At 66.0% G+C, this 20,005-nt stretch carries 19 protein-coding genes and 1 pseudogene; 9 read left to right on the top strand and 11 right to left on the bottom strand.

Annotated elements, in window-relative coordinates; all coding sequences use genetic code 11:
* Positions 1 to 8: 8 nt before the first annotated feature.
* Together CHB88_RS01400 and CHB88_RS01395 are read right to left on the bottom strand one after the other, a co-directional pair.
* Positions 9 to 239: a hypothetical protein gene (locus CHB88_RS01400; RefSeq protein ID WP_089397497.1), complete on the bottom strand. Its 231-nt coding sequence runs from the start codon at positions 237 to 239 to the stop codon at positions 9 to 11.
* 68 nt (positions 240 to 307) lie between these two features.
* Positions 308 to 1,603 carry a dienelactone hydrolase family protein gene (locus tag CHB88_RS01395; RefSeq protein ID WP_245844636.1) on the bottom strand — a complete coding sequence of 432 codons (1,296 nt, stop codon included), beginning with the start codon at positions 1,601 to 1,603 and terminating at the stop codon, positions 308 to 310.
* Positions 1,604 to 1,983: 380 nt separating this feature from the next.
* On the opposite strand from CHB88_RS01395, the gene CHB88_RS01390 reads away from it, so the two are divergent.
* Entirely contained in the window at positions 1,984 to 2,235 is a 252-nt protein-coding gene (locus tag CHB88_RS01390) for a DUF6139 family protein (RefSeq protein WP_089397496.1), read from the top strand.
* Positions 2,236 to 2,265: 30 nt separating this feature from the next.
* Here the strand turns inward: CHB88_RS01390 and CHB88_RS01385 are convergent, their stop codons facing one another.
* The gene (locus tag CHB88_RS01385) at positions 2,266 to 3,075 is read right to left on the bottom strand and encodes a DUF429 domain-containing protein (protein WP_089397495.1); all 810 of its coding nucleotides are present in this window, start codon (positions 3,073 to 3,075) and stop codon (positions 2,266 to 2,268) included.
* A 125-nt stretch (positions 3,076 to 3,200) separates the two neighbouring features.
* Between CHB88_RS01385 and cls the strand changes: the two genes are divergently transcribed.
* The gene (gene cls / locus CHB88_RS01380; RefSeq protein WP_342745470.1) at positions 3,201 to 4,634 is read left to right on the top strand and encodes a cardiolipin synthase; all 1,434 of its coding nucleotides are present in this window, start codon (positions 3,201 to 3,203) and stop codon (positions 4,632 to 4,634) included.
* A 45-nt stretch (positions 4,635 to 4,679) separates the two neighbouring features.
* On the opposite strand, the gene CHB88_RS01375 is transcribed toward cls, so the two are convergent.
* Entirely contained in the window at positions 4,680 to 5,987 is a 1,308-nt protein-coding gene (locus CHB88_RS01375) for a family 1 glycosylhydrolase (RefSeq protein WP_089397494.1), read from the bottom strand.
* A gap of 184 nt (positions 5,988 to 6,171) precedes the next feature.
* Between CHB88_RS01375 and CHB88_RS01370 the strand changes: the two genes are divergently transcribed.
* Together CHB88_RS01370 and CHB88_RS01365 are read left to right on the top strand one after the other, a co-directional pair.
* Positions 6,172 to 8,691 carry a bifunctional diguanylate cyclase/phosphodiesterase gene (locus CHB88_RS01370; RefSeq protein ID WP_089397493.1) on the top strand — a complete coding sequence of 840 codons (2,520 nt, stop codon included), beginning with the start codon at positions 6,172 to 6,174 and terminating at the stop codon, positions 8,689 to 8,691.
* 100 nt (positions 8,692 to 8,791) lie between these two features.
* A complete protein-coding gene (locus CHB88_RS01365) occupies positions 8,792 to 9,310 on the top strand; it encodes a hypothetical protein (RefSeq protein ID WP_089397492.1) in 519 nt (172 codons plus the stop codon).
* A 47-nt stretch (positions 9,311 to 9,357) separates the two neighbouring features.
* Here CHB88_RS01365 and CHB88_RS01360 read toward each other — a convergent pair whose 3' ends face one another.
* Both CHB88_RS01360 and CHB88_RS01355 read right to left on the bottom strand, forming a co-directional pair.
* Positions 9,358 to 10,602: a b-glycosidase gene (locus tag CHB88_RS01360; RefSeq protein WP_089397491.1), complete on the bottom strand. Its 1,245-nt coding sequence runs from the start codon at positions 10,600 to 10,602 to the stop codon at positions 9,358 to 9,360.
* Between the two features lie 21 nt (positions 10,603 to 10,623).
* Complete coding sequence (locus CHB88_RS01355; RefSeq protein ID WP_089397852.1) at positions 10,624 to 10,974, bottom strand: hypothetical protein; 351 nt, start codon at positions 10,972 to 10,974, stop codon at positions 10,624 to 10,626.
* A gap of 121 nt (positions 10,975 to 11,095) precedes the next feature.
* On the opposite strand from CHB88_RS01355, the gene CHB88_RS01350 reads away from it, so the two are divergent.
* Both CHB88_RS01350 and CHB88_RS01345 read left to right on the top strand, forming a co-directional pair.
* Entirely contained in the window at positions 11,096 to 12,313 is a 1,218-nt protein-coding gene (locus tag CHB88_RS01350) for a mechanosensitive ion channel family protein (protein ID WP_245844634.1), read from the top strand.
* Positions 12,314 to 12,423: 110 nt separating this feature from the next.
* A complete protein-coding gene (locus CHB88_RS01345) occupies positions 12,424 to 12,753 on the top strand; it encodes a DUF3135 domain-containing protein (protein WP_176442281.1) in 330 nt (109 codons plus the stop codon).
* An 11-nt stretch (positions 12,754 to 12,764) separates the two neighbouring features.
* On the opposite strand, the gene CHB88_RS01340 is transcribed toward CHB88_RS01345, so the two are convergent.
* From CHB88_RS01340 to CHB88_RS01330, 3 genes are all read right to left on the bottom strand, one after another.
* Entirely contained in the window at positions 12,765 to 13,319 is a 555-nt protein-coding gene (locus CHB88_RS01340; RefSeq protein WP_089397488.1) for an MOSC domain-containing protein, read from the bottom strand.
* Positions 13,320 to 13,343: 24 nt separating this feature from the next.
* Positions 13,344 to 14,318 carry an MBL fold metallo-hydrolase gene (locus CHB88_RS01335; RefSeq protein WP_245844632.1) on the bottom strand — a complete coding sequence of 325 codons (975 nt, stop codon included), beginning with the start codon at positions 14,316 to 14,318 and terminating at the stop codon, positions 13,344 to 13,346.
* Between the two features lie 141 nt (positions 14,319 to 14,459).
* A complete protein-coding gene (locus tag CHB88_RS01330) occupies positions 14,460 to 16,427 on the bottom strand; it encodes an O-linked N-acetylglucosamine transferase, SPINDLY family protein (RefSeq protein WP_176442280.1) in 1,968 nt (655 codons plus the stop codon).
* Between the two features lie 173 nt (positions 16,428 to 16,600).
* Here CHB88_RS01330 and CHB88_RS01325 point away from each other — a divergent pair.
* Both CHB88_RS01325 and CHB88_RS01320 read left to right on the top strand, forming a co-directional pair.
* Positions 16,601 to 17,581 (top strand): annotated as a pseudogene (locus CHB88_RS01325) (2-dehydropantoate 2-reductase).
* A gap of 88 nt (positions 17,582 to 17,669) precedes the next feature.
* Positions 17,670 to 17,870: a hypothetical protein gene (locus tag CHB88_RS01320; protein WP_089397486.1), complete on the top strand. Its 201-nt coding sequence runs from the start codon at positions 17,670 to 17,672 to the stop codon at positions 17,868 to 17,870.
* 75 nt (positions 17,871 to 17,945) lie between these two features.
* On the opposite strand, the gene CHB88_RS01315 is transcribed toward CHB88_RS01320, so the two are convergent.
* On the bottom strand, positions 17,946 to 18,224 hold the full coding sequence (locus CHB88_RS01315; RefSeq protein WP_089397485.1) for a hypothetical protein: 279 nt from the start codon (positions 18,222 to 18,224) through the stop codon (positions 17,946 to 17,948).
* Positions 18,225 to 18,336: 112 nt separating this feature from the next.
* Entirely contained in the window at positions 18,337 to 19,350 is a 1,014-nt protein-coding gene (locus CHB88_RS01310) for an AI-2E family transporter (protein ID WP_089397484.1), read from the bottom strand.
* Positions 19,351 to 19,618: 268 nt separating this feature from the next.
* Between CHB88_RS01310 and pyp the strand changes: the two genes are divergently transcribed.
* Positions 19,619 to 20,005: a photoactive yellow protein gene (gene pyp, locus CHB88_RS01305; RefSeq protein ID WP_089397483.1), complete on the top strand. Its 387-nt coding sequence runs from the start codon at positions 19,619 to 19,621 to the stop codon at positions 20,003 to 20,005.

Below are 20,005 nucleotides of genomic sequence, written 5' to 3'. Positions count from 1 at the left end.
AGCGAAGGCTAATCCTTGCGCGACCGCATCCAGCGCAGCGCGCCGATGACGATGACGATGCCCAGCAGGTCGGCGGCGGCGTTGGCGCGGGTCATGGGAAAACCGAGCAGGCCCTTGATGCCGGTGACGATCATGAAAGCGGAAAGCGCCGCCAGGGCGACGCCGGTGATCGGGCCGGAATAATGGCGGCCGATCGAGGCAAGCAGGCCGGCACGGGATTTGGAAAGCGGGTTTTTCATGAGTGAAGGCGAATGGAAAACGCCTGCTCGGCCGCGGCGCGAAGCAGGCGTCGGGGTTGGCGGAAAGATCAGGGCCCGGTCAGCTTGGGCGTGACGCCGCTGGCATTGGCCGGCTTGCCGCCGCTGGCGGTCATGGTGTCCGGCGCCCAGACCACGTTGTTGTCCACGGCGTACAGCTTGCACGGCTGCGAGCTGTTCTTCTGGCAGGTGGCCAACACCTGCTCCGCCGGGTCGTCGCCATCCTCGGCCCAGCTCCAGGCGCCGGTAGGCGACACGGCGAAGGCGCGCGGCGCCGACTTGCTCAGGAAGACCTTGTACTGCTCGCGGCCGCCGTCGCGCAGGAAAGGCACGGCCTCGATGTTGTCGATCGCCGCATAGTCGGTCTTCGGAATGCGGTTGTCGTCGGCCAGCGCGTACATCTCGTCGGTCGGCATGCCGATCTCCTTCAGGAAGCGCTCGGTTTCCGGCCACCAGATCCTGACGCCGTCGCGGCTGCCGCTCATGCCATGGGCATCCGACTTGAAGGGGCCGAAGGCGATCAGGCGGGCGCGGCCGCCGGCCTGCTGGTAGGCGTTGTACATGCGCGAGGCCAGCTCCGGGCTGAAGTGGTTGTCGTTCTCGCCGTAGAACCAGAGGCTGGGCAGGCTGGTATGGCTGCCGTACTCGGAGAAGGCCTTGATCAGCGACGATTGCCAGGCGCAGTCGCCGCCGTGCACGCGCAGGCCGCCGGCGAAGTTGATCAGGGCTTTCACGCCGGGCAGGCCGCGGGTGCCGGCGGCGAGCGCGGTCAGGCCGCCATAGGATTGGCCGGCGAGCACGATGCTGTTCTTGTCGACCCAGGGCTGGGCACGGAAATACTCGAGCGCGCTCTGCAGGTCGTCGGCCTGGGTCTGGCCGTGCGCGGTCATGTCGCAGCCGCGGTCGACGTACTCGCCGGTGGATTGGGAAAAGCCCTTGCGCATCGGGATGGCGACCGCATAGCCGCGCTTGACGAACTCGCGGCTGAGGAAGACGAAGCGGTCGCGGCCCTGCAGGCGCGGATTGCCGAGCGCCTTGCCGTGGTTCATGATCACCAGCGGAAAGGGACCGTTGCCCGGCGGTTTGAAGAGGGTGGTTTCAAGCTCGGCGGCGCGCGTGTTGCCGACCATGGCCGGCACCATGACGACCTGCTCGTTCATCGAGGCATCGATGGTCATTGGCGCAGCCTGTGCTGCCGGTACGATCGGCGCCGGTGCGGCGGCGGCGGCAGGCAGGGAAGAGAACAGCAAACTGGCGCCGACGAAGGCGGCACCGAACGCGCTGAGGGCGGCTTGAATGGTCCATTTGCTGCGGGCGTTTCTTTTCTGTGCAAAAAACTTTGACATACTCTCTAAACACTTTCGGATTGCAAGCAAACCGGCTCTGGAAGAACCCGTTGAAGACTGGTGACGTTCGGTCAAGAATTTCTTGACGTGGCGCAACGTTTCCCATTCTAAATATCGGGTTTCCCGGACTCAATATCCGTTTATGCAATACAGAAAGATTTATTTGGAGTATGTTGGCGAGGCGGCATGGCCGGCTTCAACTTTCATGGCAGGCCGCCAAGACGATCGGCCGGCGGCTGCAGGCAAGCACCGACTTGATCGACGGGCCCCGCCGGCACCGCAACCTTTTGTGATGTCGGATGGTCAATGCTAGAACTCATTTCATCCCCGGCAAGAAGGGGGATGGGAGAGTTCTGGAACCCTCATGAAAGGACAGGAAGATGAAAGTTGATGTCTACAAGCGCCCTGAGAACGCGGGCAACTATTCCTATCTGGCCGTGCCCGAAGGCCGGCCCATCCCCGAGGAAGCGACGAACATCGATTGGGAGACGGCCGAGCAAAATATCGACCTGGACGAAGACAACGAGACGGTGCTGGGACTGGATGCGCGCGATGCGCTGGAGCAGATCGGCGCCAAGGGCTATGCCATCTCCCGCGTGCAGAACAAGGTCTGGCTCGGACCGAACGCCTGAGCTAACGGGCGGACAATGAATGCCGCCTGATCAATCGAATGCCGCGCCGGCGGTCCAGCCTTCCACCGGATCCATGTCGGCCGGCAAGCCATAATTCGGTCGCTGCGCCGCCCAGGCGGCGGCGACCGCGCACAGCACCGCGTCGAGCCAGTCGGCGCTGCCATCCTCCACCAATTCCCCAGCCAGCTTGCGGCTCAGCTTGAGCGTGACGCCGAGCGGATGGCTGCCCTCCTGCAGCGCACGCAAAATGGCCACGCGCGCCGCGCGCCGCGCCGGCGTCTGCTTGCTCTTTTCATCACTCTTGTACGAAGCGCGCGTCACCGCCCGCGCCACCAGGCCGGGGTAGCCTTCCAGCGCGATGCGCTGCGGATCGCCGGCGTGCAGGCCATGCACCGTCACGCCGGCCTGCAGCAGGCGCCGGGTGCCTTCATGAAACATGTAAGCCACCGGCGGATTGACCCATTTCATGGACGGGCTGGACCCGGCCGGGCCGTCGGTGACCCGGTGCGCGAACTTACTGCCCGCCGGCCGGGCATCGCAGAAGGCCTTGAAGGTGTCGCGCAGGGCGGCGCGGGGCAGGGCGGCGCAATGCGTCACCAGCTCCGCCCAGGTGCCCGGCCAGCCGAGGTGGTCCACCAGTTCGCGCGACAGGCCGAAGGGAAAGTCGAAGGCGCCGATCCAGGGGCCGGGCTGCGCCAGCCAGTGCTCATAGGATGCCCAGTCGGGATAAGGCACCAGCCGGGTGATGCGCAGCACCGCGCCGTCCGCCTCGCCATGGGCGACGGTGATGGGCTTGCTGCGGCGGGGAACGGAGGTGAAGTCGACGCCGATGATGTTCATGCCGGCAGTGTAGCCGGTCGGCAGCTAGCGCAACCTGATGCAATGTCCAGGCGCTGTCGCATCATCGGTTTCGCCATGCGGAATTATTTGCCTGCAAATATGTTCAAAGCATCAATCCCCTTTCCATGATGACAGACTCCGCCATGCATCCGTCGCTTTCCCGCCCGCTGCAACGCTTCTGCGCCTTGCTGCTGCTGTTGCTGCTGAGCAGCTGCGCCTCGCTGCCGGATGTCTCCTATCTGCGCGACAGCCAGCTCACGCCGAAAGCCACCCCCAATATCGTCGGCAGCCGCGGCGAGCTGCCGGACAGCCGCAAGCAGGCCATCATCGACGGCATGGCGGCCAGGGCCGGCGCCACCGACATCCTGAGCAAGCACATCGCGGCGGAGGAAGCCATCATCGGCGCGCCGCTGGTGGCCGGCAACAAGGTGCAACTGCTGGACGACGGCCCGATCACCATGCGGGCGATGATGAACGCCATCCGCGGCGCCAGCCGGCATGTGAACCTGGAAACCTACATCTTCGAGGATGATGAAGTCGGCCGCGCGCTGGCCGATCTGCTGCTGGAAAAGCGCGCCGCCGGGGTCCAGGTCAGCGTCATCTACGACAGCGTGGGCACGCTCGGCACGCCGAAGGAGTTCTTCGAGCGCCTGCGCGCCGGCGGCGTCCGGCTGCTGGAATTCAATCCGGTCAATCCGCTCGAGGCGCGCGGCAACTGGACGGTGAACCAGCGCGACCACCGCAAACTGCTGGTGGTGGATGGTCGCATCGCCTTCACCGGCGGCGTCAATATCAGCCGGGTGTATGGCAAGAGTTCCTTCTTCAGCCGCAACCGCCGCCAGGACGACAACCCGCCGGATGCCAAGGAAGCCGCCTGGCGCGACACCCACATGCAGATCGAAGGGCCGGCGGTGGCCGAGTTCCAGAAAATGTTCGTCGACACCTGGCTGCGCAAGACCGGGCAGGCGCTGCCCGACGCCGGCTTCTTCCCGCCGCTCAGGCGCGAAGGCAATTCCCTGGTGCGGGCCATCGGCAGCACGCCGGAGAAGGAGGATTACTCGGTCTACAAGACCTATGTCTCGGCGCTGGCGCATGCCGACCGCTATGTGCACCTGACCACCGCCTACTTCGTGCCCGACAAGGAGATCGTCGGCGCCATCATCGATGCGGCCCGGCGCGGCATCGACGTGCGCATCATCTTCCCCAGCTTCACCGACCACACGCTGATCCTCTACGCCAGCCGCTCCTACTACGACGAACTGCTCGCCGCCGGCGTCAAGATCTACGAGCGCAAGCAGGCGATGCTGCATGCGAAGACGGCGGTGATCGACGGCGTCTGGTCCACCATCGGCTCCACCAATCTCGATATCCGCAGCTTCCTGCACAACGACGAGATCAATGCCGTCATCCTCAGCACCGACTTCGCCGACCGCATGGAGGCCCTGTTCCAGCGCGACGTGCTGGAGTCGGACCAGATCCTGCCAGAGCAGTGGAGCCAGCGCGGCATGTTCCAGCGCATGCGCGAATGGTCGACGCGGCTGCTTTCCTACTGGCTGTGAATCACTGTCTGTGAATCGCGCCCCGCCGACGCCCAGCGGCCGGCGCTACTGCTCGGGCGGCCGCTGGGCGTCGGCGGAAGCCTGTCCGGTGCGTTCCGCGCTCTGCCGGCTGCGCATCGCCCACGGCTCCGAATACTGGTTCGGCATCACGATGGGCACCTGCAGGCAGACGCTCTGCGTCGGCAGCACCTGGCGCCAGTCGCTGATGAGCTGGCGATAGGCGGCGCCGACGGCGCGGATGTTTCGGTTCAGGTCGTACAGCCCGAGCGGATTCACATTGCCGTTGTTCTCGCGCAGCGCGCTGTCCCAGTCGACTTGGTCGGTCAGCGAGTACCAGGTGAAGCCGACGATGGGCACGCCGTCGTTTCGCACCCGCAGCACGTTGGCCCACTCCTTGCGCAGCCACAGCACCGCCTCGTCGCCCTTCGGTCCCTGGCTCAGGTTGGTTTCGGTATGCATCACCGGCAGGCGGTAGCGCTCATGGTACTGGCGGGTGATGACGGCATAGCCGAATATCTCCCCCGACGCGTGCGTCATGCCGTCGGCCGACACCAGGTGCTCGTTGGTGAGGTAGTAGTCGTTGCCCATGATGCAGTGGTGCTTGAGATGGTTCGCCAGGAAATAGTGGTACTCCTCGCGGGTCATGCCGTTGTCCATGACGTATTCGTACATCTCGGAGTCGATGCGGCGGCCGTAATTCAGGTCGAGCGACAGGAAGCGGCGCGCATTCATCAGTTCCGCCGTTCCGACCGCCTTCGGGCTCTCCGCATGGTAATACTCCGACGATTCGCTCTGGATGAACAGGGCGTCCGGGCGCACCCGGAGAATGGCCTTCATCGCCAGCACGTTGGCCTTCACCAGGTGCTTGATGGCGGTGACGAAGGCGCGGTCGGTGGTTTCCTGTTCGTTCCACCAGCCGTACAAGGTGGAGAACAGCGCGCAGATGAACATCTCGTTGACCGGCGTGTACAGCTGCACCCAGGGATAGCGCAGGGCGAAGGCTTCGGCGTACTGCGAAAACAGGTCCGGGAAATCCGGATTCTGGAAGTTGCCGATCCAGTCCGGCACGCCGAAGTGGCACAGGTCGACGATGGGGCAGATATTGCGCCGGTAGAGCTCGGCGAAGGCTTCGTCGCAAAAGGACCAGTCATAGCGCTCCGAGCCGATGAAGGTGCGGTAGAGCGGCGGCCCGTAGCGCAGGAAGCAGATGCCGAGTTCCTGCACCAGCTCGAAGTCGGTGCGCCAGTGCTGGTAGTGGCCGCATTTCTCCATTTCGTCCATGCGCACCCGGCCGCCCTGGATGGTAGGAATGCTGTTTTCGATGCCGGTGGCGAAAATGAAGCCCGGAACCATGGCGCCTCCCGATGAGGATGGCCGCCTCGGCGCGGGCGGCTGCTGATGCATCGACTGCACCGGCCGGGCGAAGTTTCATCGGGACATCCCGGTGTGCATTGCGCCCTCGCGGCCGATATCGGCAGGAATTTAATGACGGGCGGCTGGTCGTACTGATAATACGAAAAACACCCATGGCCAGCGCATGCTCAATCCCAGCGCTTCCTTCCCTGCAACGCCCGAAGAAGTCGCGGCCCATTCCCGGCTGATGGCGGAGTGCGTGCAGCTGTATGCCTCGATCCAGCTCGACGCCGGAGGCCGCATCAGCCGCTGGAGCCGCCAGGCCGCCGCCATGACCGGCTATGACGCAGCCCAGGCGGTCGGCCGCATGCCCGCCTTCCTGCTCGCCAACGCGGCCGATGCCGACCGACTGGCCAGCCTGATGCAAGCCGCGGCGCTCGGCAAGCAGGCGCTGGAACTGGATTGCCGGCGCAGCGACGGCGACATCATGCCGACGCATTTCCTGCTCGAGGCGGCGCTCGACCACGACGCCATGCCGGACGGCTTCAGCCTGAGCCTGCTCGACCTGCGCCAGCGCTGGCGCCTGGAGGAGCAGCTGCTGCAGCACTGGCAGCAGGCGCGGCAGACGCGCGTGGCCGCCGAACGGCGCCGCTTCCAGTCGGTGCTGGACCAGATGCCTTCCGGCGTCTTCATCATCGAAGCCGATTCCGGCAGGCTGGTCTACCAGAACGCCGAGGTGGCGCGGCTGCTCGGCGGAGAGCCGAAGCTGGCGGCTGCCGAAGCGGACGGTGCCGGCGCCATCGATGACCAGGGCCGCATGATGCCGGTCGCCCGGCTGCCGGTGATGCGGGCGCTGCGCCTGGGCGAGGTGCTGCATGCCGAGGAAATCGCCTACCGCCGGCCCGACGGCAGAATGGCGGTGCTGGCGGTGAGCGCCGCGCCCATCCGCGACGAACAGGGCCGCATCACCCATGCGGTCTCGGTGCTGCATGACGTGCAGCCGCTGAAGGAGATGCAGGCTTCGCTGACGGTGGAAAAGGAAAAGGCCCAGGTCACGCTGCAGGTGCTGACCGACAGCGTGATCATCGTCGATACCGGCGGCCGGGTGGAATACCTCAACCCGGCGGCGGAACACCTGACCGGCCATGTGCTGGCACAGGCGCGCGGGCAGGCGCTGTCGGCGGTGCTGGACTTCGAGGGCATGGATGCGGCCCAGGCGGAAACCGGCATCGTGGCCCGCTGCCTGCACGATGGCGACACGCCGGCGCTGTTCCAGCACGGCACCCTGCGCTCGGCGACCGGCCGCAGCTATGCGGTGGATGCGGCGGTGGCGCCGATCCACCTTTCCGATGGCCGCCTGGTGGGCGCGGTGCTGGTGCTGCACGATGTCACCGAGTCGCGCCGCCTGCTGCGCACGCTGGCGCACCAGGCCAGCCATGATGCCCTCACCGGCCTGCTCAACCGGCGCGAGTTCGAGGTGCGGCTGCAGCGGGCGCTGGAGCGGGCCAGGGGCGGACGCGGCAACAGCGCGCTGCTGTATTTCGACCTGGACCAGTTCAAGGTGGTGAACGATACCTGCGGCCATGCCGCCGGCGACGAACTGCTGCGGCAGCTGGCGCAGACCTATCAGTCGGTGATCCGGGAGCGCGACACGCTGGCGCGGCTGGGCGGCGACGAGTTCGCCCTGATCGTCGAGCATTGCGGCATCGAGGACGCGGTCTGCGTCGCCAACAAGATGCTCGACACCACCACCAATTTCAAATTCAATTTCGGCGGACGCACCTTCTCCGTCGGCGCCAGCATCGGCGTGGTGCCGGTGAATGCCTCCGCCATCTCGCTGGAGCAGACGCTGCGGCGCGCCGACCATGCCTGCTACATCGCCAAGGAGAACGGCCGCAACCGGGTCTTCGTGCACCAGGACAATGATGCCGACACCATCCGGCGCCAGAGCGACATGCATTGGGTGGCGCGCATCAACGAAGCGCTTCGCACCGACCAGCTGGAATTGTTCTACCAGACCATCGCCCCGGTGGATGACCGGCATGAATTGCTGCACTACGAGATCCTGCTGCGGCTGAAGGATACCGACGGGCGCCACATCGGCCCCGGCGCCTTCCTGCCCGCAGCGGAGCGCTACGACCTGATGCCGGCGGTCGACCGCTGGGTGCTGAAGCGGGTGCTGGCCTGGCTGGAGAGCCAGCCGGAGCATGTGCGCCAGCTCGACATGTGCACCATCAACCTGTCGCGCCGCACCCTCGCCGACGAGTCCTTCCAGCAGTTCGCGCTGCAGTGCCTGGAAGCCTCGCCGGTGCCGCCGCACAAGCTGTGCTTCGAGATCACCGAGAATGGCGCGATCGACAATCCCAACCGCACCATCCGCTTCATCGAATCGCTCAAGGAACTCGGCTGCCGCTTCTCGCTGGACGACTTCGGCACCGGCATGACCTCATTCTCCTATCTGAAGATGCTGCCGGTGGACTTCATCAAGATAGACGGTTCCTTCGTCACCATGATGAAGGAGAGCCCGATCGACCGCGAGATGATCCGCTTCACCAACGAGATCAGCCACATCATGGGCCGGCAGACCATCGCCGAGTTCGTCGGCGATGAGGACACGCTGGAGGACCTGCGCGATCTGCACATCGACTACGCTCAGGGCTTCTGGATCGGCCGGCCGAAGCCGCTGCAGGGCATGAGTCTGTAACCACAGTTGTTGCCGCCTCAAAAAGTCATTTTCCGTCCGGCACTTCGCGCCGCCGCGCGGCCCCCCGAAAATGAAGCGGTCGATATCCCGTTGCCTGCCGATGAAGATCGAATACTGGACCGCCCTGGAAGAGGTGTTCGCCGAAGTCCTCGCCGAGAAAAGCCTGCCGTTTTCCGCCTTCGGATCCGAAGACGGTTCAGGTGCGGAACGCAAGGCGCACGCCTACGGGCGCAAGGCGTCGCCCCTGCGGCATCACTGGCTGCTGCTGGTGCCGCATGCGACCTGCGATGCCTTCACCATCGAGCTGGGCTGGTCGTCCCTGCCGGAACCGCCCTCGCCCGGTGCGCAGCAGGCGCCGGTGGCGCCGCGCCATGCCGCCCGGCTGGACAACTACCTGTGCCGGCTCGGCCGCCTGCTGGATGACACGCCGCGCAGCGACAGCTGGTGGTGGGTGGAAAACCGCTTTTCGAAACCGGAGCGGCAGGTAAGCGCCTTCCTTACCCAGGCCCAGCCGCGTCTGTCCCATGTCCTGGCGCGCAATCGGGTGCGCGAGCCGGCGCTGGAAGCGCTGTCGCAGGTGGAGCAGTTCGGACTGCCTTTCCTGGAGCGGCACAAGTAGCGCATGGGCCGAGTGCGCATCCCGGCGACGAGCCGCAGGCGAACCATTCAGCACCAGTTGGCGTCCGGCTTTGCCTTCAAACGCTTGGCGGCGTCGATCACGTCCTGCAGCTCCACCGGGTCGCTGAAGGGATCGGCGTCGAGGCGGGTGACCCGGTTGAGTTCCTTCTGCCAGCGCCGCAGCTCATCCACGTAGTCCTTGTCCGGCACCCGCTTCAGGTCGCCATCCTGCTCGACCAGATCGCAGATGCCGTTGTGCAGCCATTCCCCCGTGTGCCAGTCGGGCATGTCGACCGCCGGAAACAGGCAGATGCCCTGCAGGTCCATGCCCTCGTCCACCGCCGCCAGCGACTCCTGCATCACGTCGTGCAGCCAGGCGGCGCGGCCCTGGCCCATGCCGCTGGTCTCGCCGATGATCATCGGCCGCCGGTAGCGGTTCCAGACCCAGCCGAGCAGTTCGCATAGCGGCTTGATGCGGTCGTCGTCCGGATCGAGCGCCTTGTGCGGGCCATGCTCCCGGTACTCCATCTGTCCAAAGGAGTAATTGTTGGCGCCGACGATGTCCAGCACCTCCGGCGAGCCGCCCAGCTCCGGATGCTCCCGGCCGGCAATGATGTCCCAGGCGAGGAAGGTGTCGACAAAGGTTTCGTGCCAGGCGGCGTCCTTCAGGTCGGGGCGGTCGCGCGGCGGCACCACGTACACCAGCGGATCGATGTGGATCATGCGCGCCTGAGGGGCGACCTCGCGTATCGCCTTGACGCCGGCGATGGCGGCGCGGCACAGCGCCAGCCGCAGGCGCATGCGGTCCTCGCGGCAATTGCGGTAGGGCGCCACCCAGCCCCATTCGCCGCCGCAGAAGGAAAAGAAGGTGATCTCGTTGATCGGCGTGAAGAAATGCGGGCCGTGCACCCGCGGCGTGACGTAGGCGGCGGCGGCGCGGGCATAGTCGGCGAAGCGCTGCGCGAAGCCGTCGTCGAAGGGGTCGGCGTCGTCCGGATAGCCGTAGTGGCAGAGGTCCCAGACGGCGGTTACCTTGGCTTGGTTCATGGCGTCGATCATCGGGTCGAGGCAGCCGAAGTCGTAGCTGCCGCCCTTGTCCACCAGCGGCCAGGGAATGCCTTCGCGCGCCACGGCGATGCCGAGGTCGTGCAGGATGCAGTAATCCTCGCGCGCATGCTGCGCATGGCGGGTTTCATCGATCAGGTTGCGCCGTCCCTGGTCCTTCCACTTGAAGGTGGAGCACTCGAAGCCGGAGATGAAGAAGGTGGGGAAAATGCCGGGACGCTTGGCCATGCATTGCTCCTGTCAAGAACTTCAATGCCCGGCGGATCGCATCTGGTCCGCATACCAGCCGGCGTAAGGTGTTTTGGATGCCATGCGCCGGTTGTAGTCCGGCGCGCCGTCGGTCCACCACGGCGGCCCGCGCTCGCCGAGCGCAATCTTGGCCGCATCGACCCGGGCCCGCGCTGCCCGCTCGGCTTCGGGATCGCCGGCGCGCAAGGCCGACTGCACCGCCCGCCGCGCCGCCATCAGTTCCCGCGTCAGCCGTTGCCGCTGGTCGGCCGGCAGATGCGGATCAGTGCGGCGCCACAGTCGGCCGCGCACGACGAAGTAACGGCCGTCCGGCGTCACCGGGTAGGGCGGCCGGCTGTCGGGGGCCGGCATGTGTTCTGCGGTTTGCTTCATGGGCAGGCCGGTTTGATTCATTTCATCCCGGCGAGTTCTTGCCATCGCGGCAAGGAACTATGCCCCGAAATTGCCATCTGCCGACAGGCTGCGGTGCATCATGCCGCATGCCGCCCACGCCAATCCGGTGTTTTCTTCCTGCAAGCCGGCGCCCGAACGCGGCTTGTCGCTCTTCCCGTATCGACGTTTCCCTATGCCAGACTGGTCACAAACCTTCCTATATGCCGTCATGCCGTGGATGGTGCTGATGACGCGCATTCCCTGGATGGGTCCGCTGGTGCAGATACTCGGCAGCCTCTTTGCGGTGCTGGTGTTCCATCAGATCGGCACCGGCATCCTCGAGCGGCTGACGTTCAACCTGCCCTATTCCCGCAAGCTGGTGGCCTACGGCCATCGCGCCGGCGCCCTGGTGCTGCTGTTCCTGCTGATGCAGATCATCCTGCGCAACAGTTCCGACGACCTGCCCGGCATCTCTGTCTTTCGCCATCTGAGCGCGCTGGCGCTGATCATGTCGCTGACCTGGCTCGGCGTGCGCTGCGTGCGGGCGGTGGCCGACGCCATCATCGAGCTCAATCCCGCCACCTCGGCCGACAACCTGCAGGCGCGGCGCATCCAGACCCAGACCAAGGTGCTGGCGCGCAGCCTGATGGTGCTGATCATCCTGCTGGGCAGCGGCACGGCGCTGATGACGCTGCCGCTGCTGCGCCAGATCGGCACCAGCCTGCTGGCCTCGGCCGGCGTCGCCGGCCTGGTGGTCGGCTTCGCCGCCAAGCCAGTGCTGGGCAACCTGCTGGCCGGCATGCAACTGGCGCTGACGCAGCCGATACGCCTGGAAGATGTCGTCATCGTGGAAAACGAATGGGGCCACATCGAGGAAATCACCGGCACCTACGTGGTGGTGCGCCTCTGGGACCAGCGGCGCATGGTGGTGCCGCTGCAATGGTTCATCGAGCATCCGTTCCAGAACTGGACCCGCACCAGTTCCGACATCCTCGGCACCGTGACGCTCTGGGTCGATTACCGCATGCCGGTGCAGGCCATCCGCGAAGAGGCTGAACGCATCTGCCGCGGCGCCCCGGAGTGGGATGGCCGGCTGTGCCTGACGCAGGTGGTGGAAAGCGGCGAACGGGCGATGCAGGTCAGGCTGCTGCTCAGCGCCGCCGACGCCGGCCGCTCCTGGGACTTGCGCTGCCGCGTGCGCGAGGAATTGATCGACTTCGTGCAGCGCCATTATCCGGATTACCTGCCGCGCACGCGGGCGGCCCTCGATGCCGGCGAGCATGATGCGGGTCCGCAGCACGGGCCGGGCCGGCCATAGTGGGCGCATTTGCGCTCCGACAGTGGCCCGTTCCTTGCATCTTGACTCGCTACAAACAGGCATGCAGTCGGACTGGCTACGCTGTATGCATGAACCTTCGGGAGAGCACCATGAGCCATGATTCGAAACATCCGAGCTTCGATATGCTGTCCTCGCTGTACCAGGACGATCCCCAGGCATTCGAAGCCTACCGCCGGCATCTCTTGCGCGAAGCCATCGACAGTGCGCCGGAAGAACACCGGCTGGCGCTGGAGCAGTTGCTGGTGACCATCGAGGCGGCGCGGCAGGAAGCCAGGACGCCGCTGGAAGCCGCGACCATTGCCTCGCGCCTGATGCACGACTCGGTGCGCCGGCTCGATCATCACTGGAAGAACATGCAGGCGGCGGTGGCCGAATTGCAGACGGCGGTAGTGATCGAACGGGCGCGCGGCACGTTCTAGCGCAAAAATTCTCAGTCGAACAGCGAGGCGGTCTGCCCGGCATCTTCCGGTTCGCCGGGTTCGCAGCCGACCGCATCGCCCACCTTCAGCATGCCGCCGCGCAGAATGCGCGCCGTCACTCCGCCGTGGCCGCGCATGGCGTTGTAGCCGCCCTGCCCCAGGATTTCCTCCATGCGCGAACAGGGCTCGCACGGGCCGCTGATCTCCAGCACCACCGACTCTCCCAGCCTCAGCACCAGCGGCCGGTCGCGAAACAGCGAGCGCGCCGCCAGCAGATTCAATCCCGACACCACCAGATTGCGCCGCAGGTCGCGCGGATCGATGCGTCTGCGCCCGGTGAGCGCCGCCACCGCCGGCAGGTGCTCCGCCTGGATCAGCGTCACCTGGCGCTTGCCGCCGCCGCGGGCGCCGGGACGCACGCTGCGGTCGCCTTCCAGACCCAGGCCCTCGAGCGCGATCGCGCTCTGCGCCAGCAGGGCCGGCGCGCGCCGCTGGGGCCGCAGCACGATGGCCTCCAGCCTTCCCGGCCGGGCGAACTGCAAGGACAGGCTGCGCAGGTCGTTCATGGCGCAGTCCGATCGAGGATGCGGCTACCGCGGCTTGAACTCGTAGGCTTCGCCGTGCTTGAGATAGGTGACCTTGCCCTGCAGGCCGGCGGCATTGACCGCGGCCTCGAAATCGGAGAGCGGAGACTTGAAGACATCGTAATCGTTGTAATGGATCGGAATGGTGTGGCGCGGCGCGATGATCTGCATCATCTCGACGCCGTCCTTGCCATCCATGGTCACTTTCATCACGCCGAGGATGCGGGTGCCGCCGAGGTGCAGCAGCGCCAGGTCGATGTCGGGATAGCGGCGCGAAATTTCGCGGATCTCGTCATACACCATGGTATCGCCGCTGATGTACATGCGATAGCCTCCGCGCTCGCCGTTGCTGAACTCGAGCATGGAACCCATCACCTCCGGCAGCAGGCCGGACAGCACCGGCGGGCCGTGGCGGCCGGGCGTGGCGCTGATGCGCAGCGTGGCGCCGCCCTTCTTCACCGTCAGCGTCTCCCAGGTCTTGAGCGCATGCAGCCGGGTGAAGCCGAAGCGGCCCAGCCCATGCACCGCATCGGTGGTACTGACGATGGGAATATCGCGCTTGAGCTTCTGCTGCACCAGCTGGTCGAAGTGGTCGCCGTGCAGATGCGACAGCACGATCAGGTCGATGGGCGGCAGCTTGTCCAGTTCCATCGCAGGATTGGTCAGGCGCTCCGAGGTGAGGCCATAGCCGAGGTGCACATGCTCGCCCTTGTGCAGGAAGTTCGGGTCGGTGAGGATGGTCAGGCCGGCATAGCGGATGATGACGGTGGCGGTGCCGATGAAGGTGACGGAGCCGGTGCCGCCGGCGGCCTCGGCGGCGGCGGGCAGGGTCAATGTCTGTTCCTGCGCCGGCGCACTGGCGGATGCCGGCGCCGCATCGCGCTTGTCCTGGGCCTGCGCCATGCCGGCGGTCAACAGCGCCAGCGCCAGCGCGGCGCACTGCCGCTTCAGCGCCATCATCGGCTTCATGGTTCCGGTCACGTGGTTCTTCCTTTCATCGTCATTCCGTTGCAAACGCTCACGGTAGAAATGAACGGAAGGGAAAGCAAGCCGTCGGCCGCGGCAAATGGCAGGCGCTTGAAGTCGATCAACCAGCCCGGCGGCGTTGGCGATGAGAAGGCGTCAGCCCGCCCATAGCCAGCGCTGCCAGGCCTGGCGGTAGACCGCCTCGAGGCGCCGCATGAAGCCGGCCTGGTCGCACAGCGGCGAAACCTGCATCCGCTGGCGCAGGCCGCGCCTGATTTCGGCAAGCGCCGACGCATCGGCCGCCAGGGCGAGCGCCTTGGCGACATAGGCATCGGCATTGTCGGCCAGCCACTCCGGATGGCCGATCTGATGCAGGATGCTGGCCGTCAGCCGGCCGATCGGCCGCCGCGCCGGAAAGGCGATGACCGGCACGCCCATCCACAGCGCGTCGCAGGTGGTGGCGCCGCCGCCATAGGGAAAGGTGTCGAGCGCGATGTCGATCTCGTGGTAGGTGCGCAGGAAGTCGCCGCTGGCCGGGCGCAGGTCGAGCCGGTGCGGGCGGATGCCGAAGGCTTCGAACAGGCCGCGCAGGCGACCGGTCATGCCGGCATCGGCGATGAACTTGCCTTGCAGGAGCAGCTTCGCGTCCGGCATGGCCTGCAGCAGCCGCGCCCATTCGCGGACCACGGTGACGTTGATCTTCTGGATGTTGTTCAGCGAGCCGAAGGTGACGTGGCCGTTGCGCCTGAGCGGCAGGCCGCTCACCTCGGGGAAATCGTCATGCGGCTGGTAAGCCATCATGCCGCCGGGAACGCGCAGCAGCTTCTCGGTATGCTGGTCCTCGGTCATGCCGGGCGGATCGACCCAGGCATCGGTGAGACGGTAATCCATGGCCGGCAGGCCGGTGGTGCCGAGATAGCCGAGCCAGGTCATCATCACCGGCGCCGGCTTGGCCGCCAGCGCCTTGAGCCGCGTGCCGTGGGTATGGCCGGCGCAGTCCACCAGGATGTCGATGCCATCGTCTTCGATCAGCCTGGCGAGCGCCGCATCGTCGAGGCCATGCACCCAGGTGCCGCGATGGCCGTACTGCATCAGGCGCCGGGTGCGCTCATCCATGCCCGGGCCCTGCGCATAGCAGACGATTTCGGTGGCCTCGCGGTCGGCATGGGCGAGCAGGGGCTCGATGAAATGCGCCATCGCATGCACCCGGAAATCGGGCGACAGGTAGCCGATGCGCAGCCGGCGCTCGGCCTGGCGCGAATTGCGCCAGACCTTGCCGAGCGGCGCCGGATAAGCCTGGCCCCATTCCCGATGGCGGGCGGCGATCTCGGCGTCGCTCAGCTCAGGCAGGCACAGCAGGTTGAACAGCGAGCCGCTGCCGCTGTTGTGCTCGGCTTCCGGCGAACTGCCGAGCTGCAGCGCCCTTTCATAGCAGGCTGGCGCTTCCTCGAAGCGCGCCTGCTCCACCAGCGCGTTGCCGAGATTGTTCCAGGCCGGCGAACAGGCCGGGTCGAGCTGCACCGCGCGGCGGCAGGCCTGCTCGGCTTCCGTCACCTGGCCGGCGGTGCGCAAGGCATTGCCGAGGTTGGACCAGGCCAGCGGGTACTCGGGAAAGCAGTCGATGGCGCGGCGGTACAGCGCGATGGCTTCCAGCACCTGGCCGAGGCCGAGCAGCGCATTGCCATGGTTGTTGAACACGCTGGCCAGGCGTCGCTGCAGCGCCGATGCTTCCTGCGGCAGCTGCAGGGCGACGGCGCGCTCCTGCAGCGCCTGCAGCGCCAGGGCCAGGCCCGCATGCGCCGGCAGGTACATCGGATCGCGCTGCAGCGCCGCCGCATGGGCGATGTCGGCCGCCTCGAGCTGACCCGACTGGCGCAAGGCTTCGCCGTAGTTGTAGAGGAATTGGGGATTGTCCGGCGTCAGCTCGCAAGCGCGGCGCAGCATGCCGACCGCATCGAGGTTTCGGCCGCGCTGCCCGGCGATGACGCCCAGGCCCGCCAGGGCGGGCGCATGGTCGCACTGCCGCTCCAGGATGCGCTGGTAATAGGTGCTTGCTGCGTGAAAATCTCCCTCCGCATGCAAGGCGGCGGCGACGTCGAAGAGCTGCTGCAGATCGTCTGGCATCGTCGTGTTCCTGGTCGACATGGGCCTGCTGTCCGGTGAAAGCGATCGACGCGGCGGCTCGAGCGCGGCGATGCACGCCATGTTACTTTGCGCTACTGGCAACGCCTACCCAGGTTCATGGGAATGCAGCCGCCAAGCAACGCGGGCGCGGTGAATTTTTGGAGAGGATGCGAATGAAGATCGCAATCGCAGGAATGGGCGCCGTCGGCGCGCTGATGGCGGCGCGCCTGGCGCAGGTCGGCGCGGACGTGTCGGCCCTCGCGCGCGGCGCGACTTTGGCAGCGCTGCAGGCGCATGGCGTGCGGGTGCGGCAGGAGGGCGGCGTGGCGCAGGCGCCGCTGCGCGCGGCCGCCGATGCCGCGGCGCTGGGCATACAGGATGCGGTGATCGTCGCGGTCAAGGCCACCGCCATGCGCGAACTCGCGCCGCAGCTGGCGCCGCTGATCGGCCCGCACACCATGGTGGTGAGCGCAATGAACGGCGTGCCCTAGTGGTTCTTCGGCCGGCCCGACCGGCCCCATGCCGGTACCCGGCTTGCCAGCCTGGACCCCGACGGCGCGCTGCTGCAGGCCCTGCCGCCGCAGCGCATGCTGGGCTGCGTGGTGCATCTCGCCAGCGCCAGTCCCGAACCCGGCGTGGTCAGTCCCGGCTTCGGCAAGCGCCTGATCTTCGGCGAGGCCGTGGGCGGCATGAGTGCCCGCCTGGCGGAGCTGACGGCGCTGTTCCAGCACGCCGGCTTCGACGCCGAAGCCAGCGCCGACATCCATGCCGACATCTGGTACAAGCTGTGGGGCAACATGACGATGAACCCGATTTCGGCCTTCACCGGCGCCACCTGCGACCGCATGCTGGACGACGACCTGGTGCGCCGGTTTTGCCTCGACATCATGGCCGAGGCGGCGGACATCGGCGCGCGCATCGGCTGCCCGATCGCGCAGAGCGGCGAAGACCGCATGCAGATCACGCGCCAGCTGGGCGCATTCAGGACCTCCATGCTGCAGGATGCGCAAGCCGGCAAGCCGCTGGAGATTGATGCGCTGGTGACGGCGGTGCACGAGATCGCCGGCCTGGCCGGCGTGCCGGCGCCGAACATCGGCAGCCTGCTCGGCCTGGTGCGGCTGTACGGCCGCTGCCACGGCCTGTATCCCGACTGAATTGGCCGCGCCGGGGAACGGCCGGGCGGTCGCGGTGATCCCACGAGTGCGGGCGCGTCCGCGCCCCCTTCACTCCATGGAGACAGGCATGACCCAGGCTTCCCGAAACGATGATGCAGGCACCTCGGGCAATCAGCGCAAGCCCGGCGACGAGGATGCGGCCGGCACGCCGCAGACGGCCGACAATACCTGCCCGCGCTGCGGCGGCAGCGGCAAGAACATGGAGGGCGGAACCTGCGACAATTGCGCCGGCACCGGCACGGTGACGGAAATCGTGGGAGACGCCTGAACGGCGGGAAAGGAAACGCACCGGTTCGGGCGAACCGGTGCGATGCATGCGTCCCGCTCAGGCGGGAGGGGTGCTTCAGTGCTGGCGGCCGCTGTGCTTTTCCGCCTTCTCCGGGGTCGGAATGGCGATCGGATCGCTGGCCGGGAAGGTCATCTCCACCGCATCATCCAGCTGTTCCTCGTTCCGCTCTTCGGGGTCGTCGGAAGCGATCTTGCGCTCCACCACATCCTTGGAAGCGGCGGTGCCGGAAGGCACGTCCTTGGGCGTCACCGAGGTCGAGTTCTCGCCATGTGACGACTTCATTCCCTTTTCCTGCTTGGCGTCGTCCGCGTCGGCTTTCTTGCGATTAGGCATGGGTTCCTCCTGTGTCAGATGTCGGAAGCGTTTGCCGCTTCTCTACGTCGGATGCCCCGCCCCGAGGAAAGTTTCCCTTTTCACAGCCCGATACGGCGCGCTCTGCAATGCGTCATACCAGATCGCGGTCCATCAGCTCCTGCTTGAGATAGGCATAGAACACCGGCGCGGCGACCACGCCGTGCAGGCCGAACACCGCTTCCATCAACAGCATGGCGCCGAGCAATTCCCAGGCACGGGCATTGATGTGGGAACCGATGATGCGGGCATTGAGGAAATACTCCAGCTTGTGGATCACGACGAGAAACAGCAGCGAGGCCAGCGCCACCTGCAGGGAATGCGACAGGCCGACGATCACCACCACGGTGTTGGAGATCAGGTTGCCGATCACCGGGAGCAAACCGGCGACGAAGGTGATCGCCACCATGCTTTTCTTCAACGGCAGGTTCACGCCCGCCATCGGCAGCACCAGCATCAGGTAGATGGCGGTGAATACCGCATTGAGGGCGGCGATGCGCACCTGGGCGAAGACGATGTTGCGGAAGGCCCGGTGCAGGTTGACCACCCGGGCATAGAGAGCGGCGGCCAGCGGCTTGTAGTGATGGGGCGAGGTGGCGTCGCGCAGCGCGGCGATGGCGCCGATGACCATGCCGATGAGAATGTGGGCAATGGTGCGGCCGGCCTGCTGGCCGAGGGTCTGCGCCTGAGCGGCGTGCTCGCGCAGCCAGCCGGTGAGCATGGCCCGCAGCGCTTCGGCGCTGGCCGGCACATGGTCCATGATCCAGGGCGGCAATTGGCCGCGCGAGGCTTCGATGATGTCGGCCAGGCGCTGCATGATGGTCTGCGGGTTGCCGGCCTCGCTGCCGAAGAAGCTGGCGGCGCCCCAGATGCCGGCGGTGAGCAGGGCGACGATCGCGCCGCTCAGCACCGCCACGGCCAGCACCCGCGCCCGGTGGTCGCTGATGCTCTTGCCGAGCGCCGGCGCCAGCATGCGCACCAGCGAAAACACCAGCAGGCCGGAAAACAGGGCGGCCAGCAGATCCCGCCACAGCACCAGCAGCAGGATGAATCCGGTCAGGAGATAGGAGGCGACTTGGACGCGGTCGCGGCGAATCGGTTCGGTCATGAATTAAGTAGTTTGGTCCTGGCGAGCGAACGGTATGCAAGGAAAATCTTGCCGCTCTGTCATGGTGAGCTTGCATTGTAGTGGCGATTCACGGGGAAGCGGTGGCGATCCTGCGCGACTCGGCCTGGACAGACGTGTTAGTCTTGGACAAAATTTTTCCCTGATGCAATTTATTGACTTTGATCAAGGTCTACACCGGAACTTTTTTGTTTCCTGCTGTTATTGTCCTGGACAGAAGCAAACAAACTTTTTGAACCGTGGAGAAAACATGAGCGACTTGGCACTGGTGGCCTTCAACCGCAGCGACATCGAAAACGTCATGAGCCGCATGACGGAGACCCAGATCAACCAGCTGGCCTTCGGCACCATCCAGCTCGATGGCAGCGGCAACATCCTGAAATACAACCAGGCCGAAGGCCAGATCACTGGGCGCGACCCGAAAGCGGTCATCGGCAAGAACTTCTTCCGCGACGTGGCGCCCTGCACCAACACGCCGAAGTTCAAGGGTGTGTTCGACAAGGGCGTGAAGTCGGGCGACCTGAACACCATGTTCGAATACATCTTCGACTACCAGATGCGGCCGACCAAGGTGAAGATCCACATGAAGAAAGCCCTCAGCGGCGACACTTACTGGATCTTCGTCAAGCGCCTGTGA

Source organism: Noviherbaspirillum humi (genome assembly GCF_900188095.1).
Classification (GTDB): Bacteria; Pseudomonadota; Gammaproteobacteria; order Burkholderiales; family Burkholderiaceae_D; genus Noviherbaspirillum; species Noviherbaspirillum humi.
The sequence above is the reverse complement of the archived record's forward strand: the minus strand, read 5'-3'. Positions and strand labels throughout refer to the sequence as shown.

Coding starts and splice junctions, on each gene's coding strand:
- CHB88_RS01355 (WP_089397852.1), bottom strand. CDS start 10,974: ATGCCGGCCCCCGACAGCCGGCCGCCCTACCCGGTGACGCCGGACGGC.
- pyp (WP_089397483.1), top strand. CDS start 19,619: ATGAGCGACTTGGCACTGGTGGCCTTCAACCGCAGCGACATCGAAAAC.
- CHB88_RS01395 (WP_245844636.1), bottom strand. CDS start 1,603: ATGTCAAAGTTTTTTGCACAGAAAAGAAACGCCCGCAGCAAATGGACC.
- CHB88_RS01360 (WP_089397491.1), bottom strand. CDS start 10,602: ATGGCCAAGCGTCCCGGCATTTTCCCCACCTTCTTCATCTCCGGCTTC.
- CHB88_RS01390 (WP_089397496.1), top strand. CDS start 1,984: ATGAAAGTTGATGTCTACAAGCGCCCTGAGAACGCGGGCAACTATTCC.
- CHB88_RS01375 (WP_089397494.1), bottom strand. CDS start 5,987: ATGGTTCCGGGCTTCATTTTCGCCACCGGCATCGAAAACAGCATTCCT.
- CHB88_RS01345 (WP_176442281.1), top strand. CDS start 12,424: ATGAGCCATGATTCGAAACATCCGAGCTTCGATATGCTGTCCTCGCTG.
- CHB88_RS01370 (WP_089397493.1), top strand. CDS start 6,172: ATGCTCAATCCCAGCGCTTCCTTCCCTGCAACGCCCGAAGAAGTCGCG.
- CHB88_RS01340 (WP_089397488.1), bottom strand. CDS start 13,319: ATGAACGACCTGCGCAGCCTGTCCTTGCAGTTCGCCCGGCCGGGAAGG.
- CHB88_RS01350 (WP_245844634.1), top strand. CDS start 11,096: ATGCCGCATGCCGCCCACGCCAATCCGGTGTTTTCTTCCTGCAAGCCG.
- CHB88_RS01385 (WP_089397495.1), bottom strand. CDS start 3,075: ATGAACATCATCGGCGTCGACTTCACCTCCGTTCCCCGCCGCAGCAAG.
- CHB88_RS01330 (WP_176442280.1), bottom strand. CDS start 16,427: ATGCCAGACGATCTGCAGCAGCTCTTCGACGTCGCCGCCGCCTTGCAT.
- CHB88_RS01320 (WP_089397486.1), top strand. CDS start 17,670: ATGACCCAGGCTTCCCGAAACGATGATGCAGGCACCTCGGGCAATCAG.
- cls (WP_342745470.1), top strand. CDS start 3,201: ATGATGACAGACTCCGCCATGCATCCGTCGCTTTCCCGCCCGCTGCAA.
- CHB88_RS01365 (WP_089397492.1), top strand. CDS start 8,792: ATGAAGATCGAATACTGGACCGCCCTGGAAGAGGTGTTCGCCGAAGTC.
- CHB88_RS01400 (WP_089397497.1), bottom strand. CDS start 239: ATGAAAAACCCGCTTTCCAAATCCCGTGCCGGCCTGCTTGCCTCGATC.
- CHB88_RS01310 (WP_089397484.1), bottom strand. CDS start 19,350: ATGACCGAACCGATTCGCCGCGACCGCGTCCAAGTCGCCTCCTATCTC.
- CHB88_RS01315 (WP_089397485.1), bottom strand. CDS start 18,224: ATGCCTAATCGCAAGAAAGCCGACGCGGACGACGCCAAGCAGGAAAAG.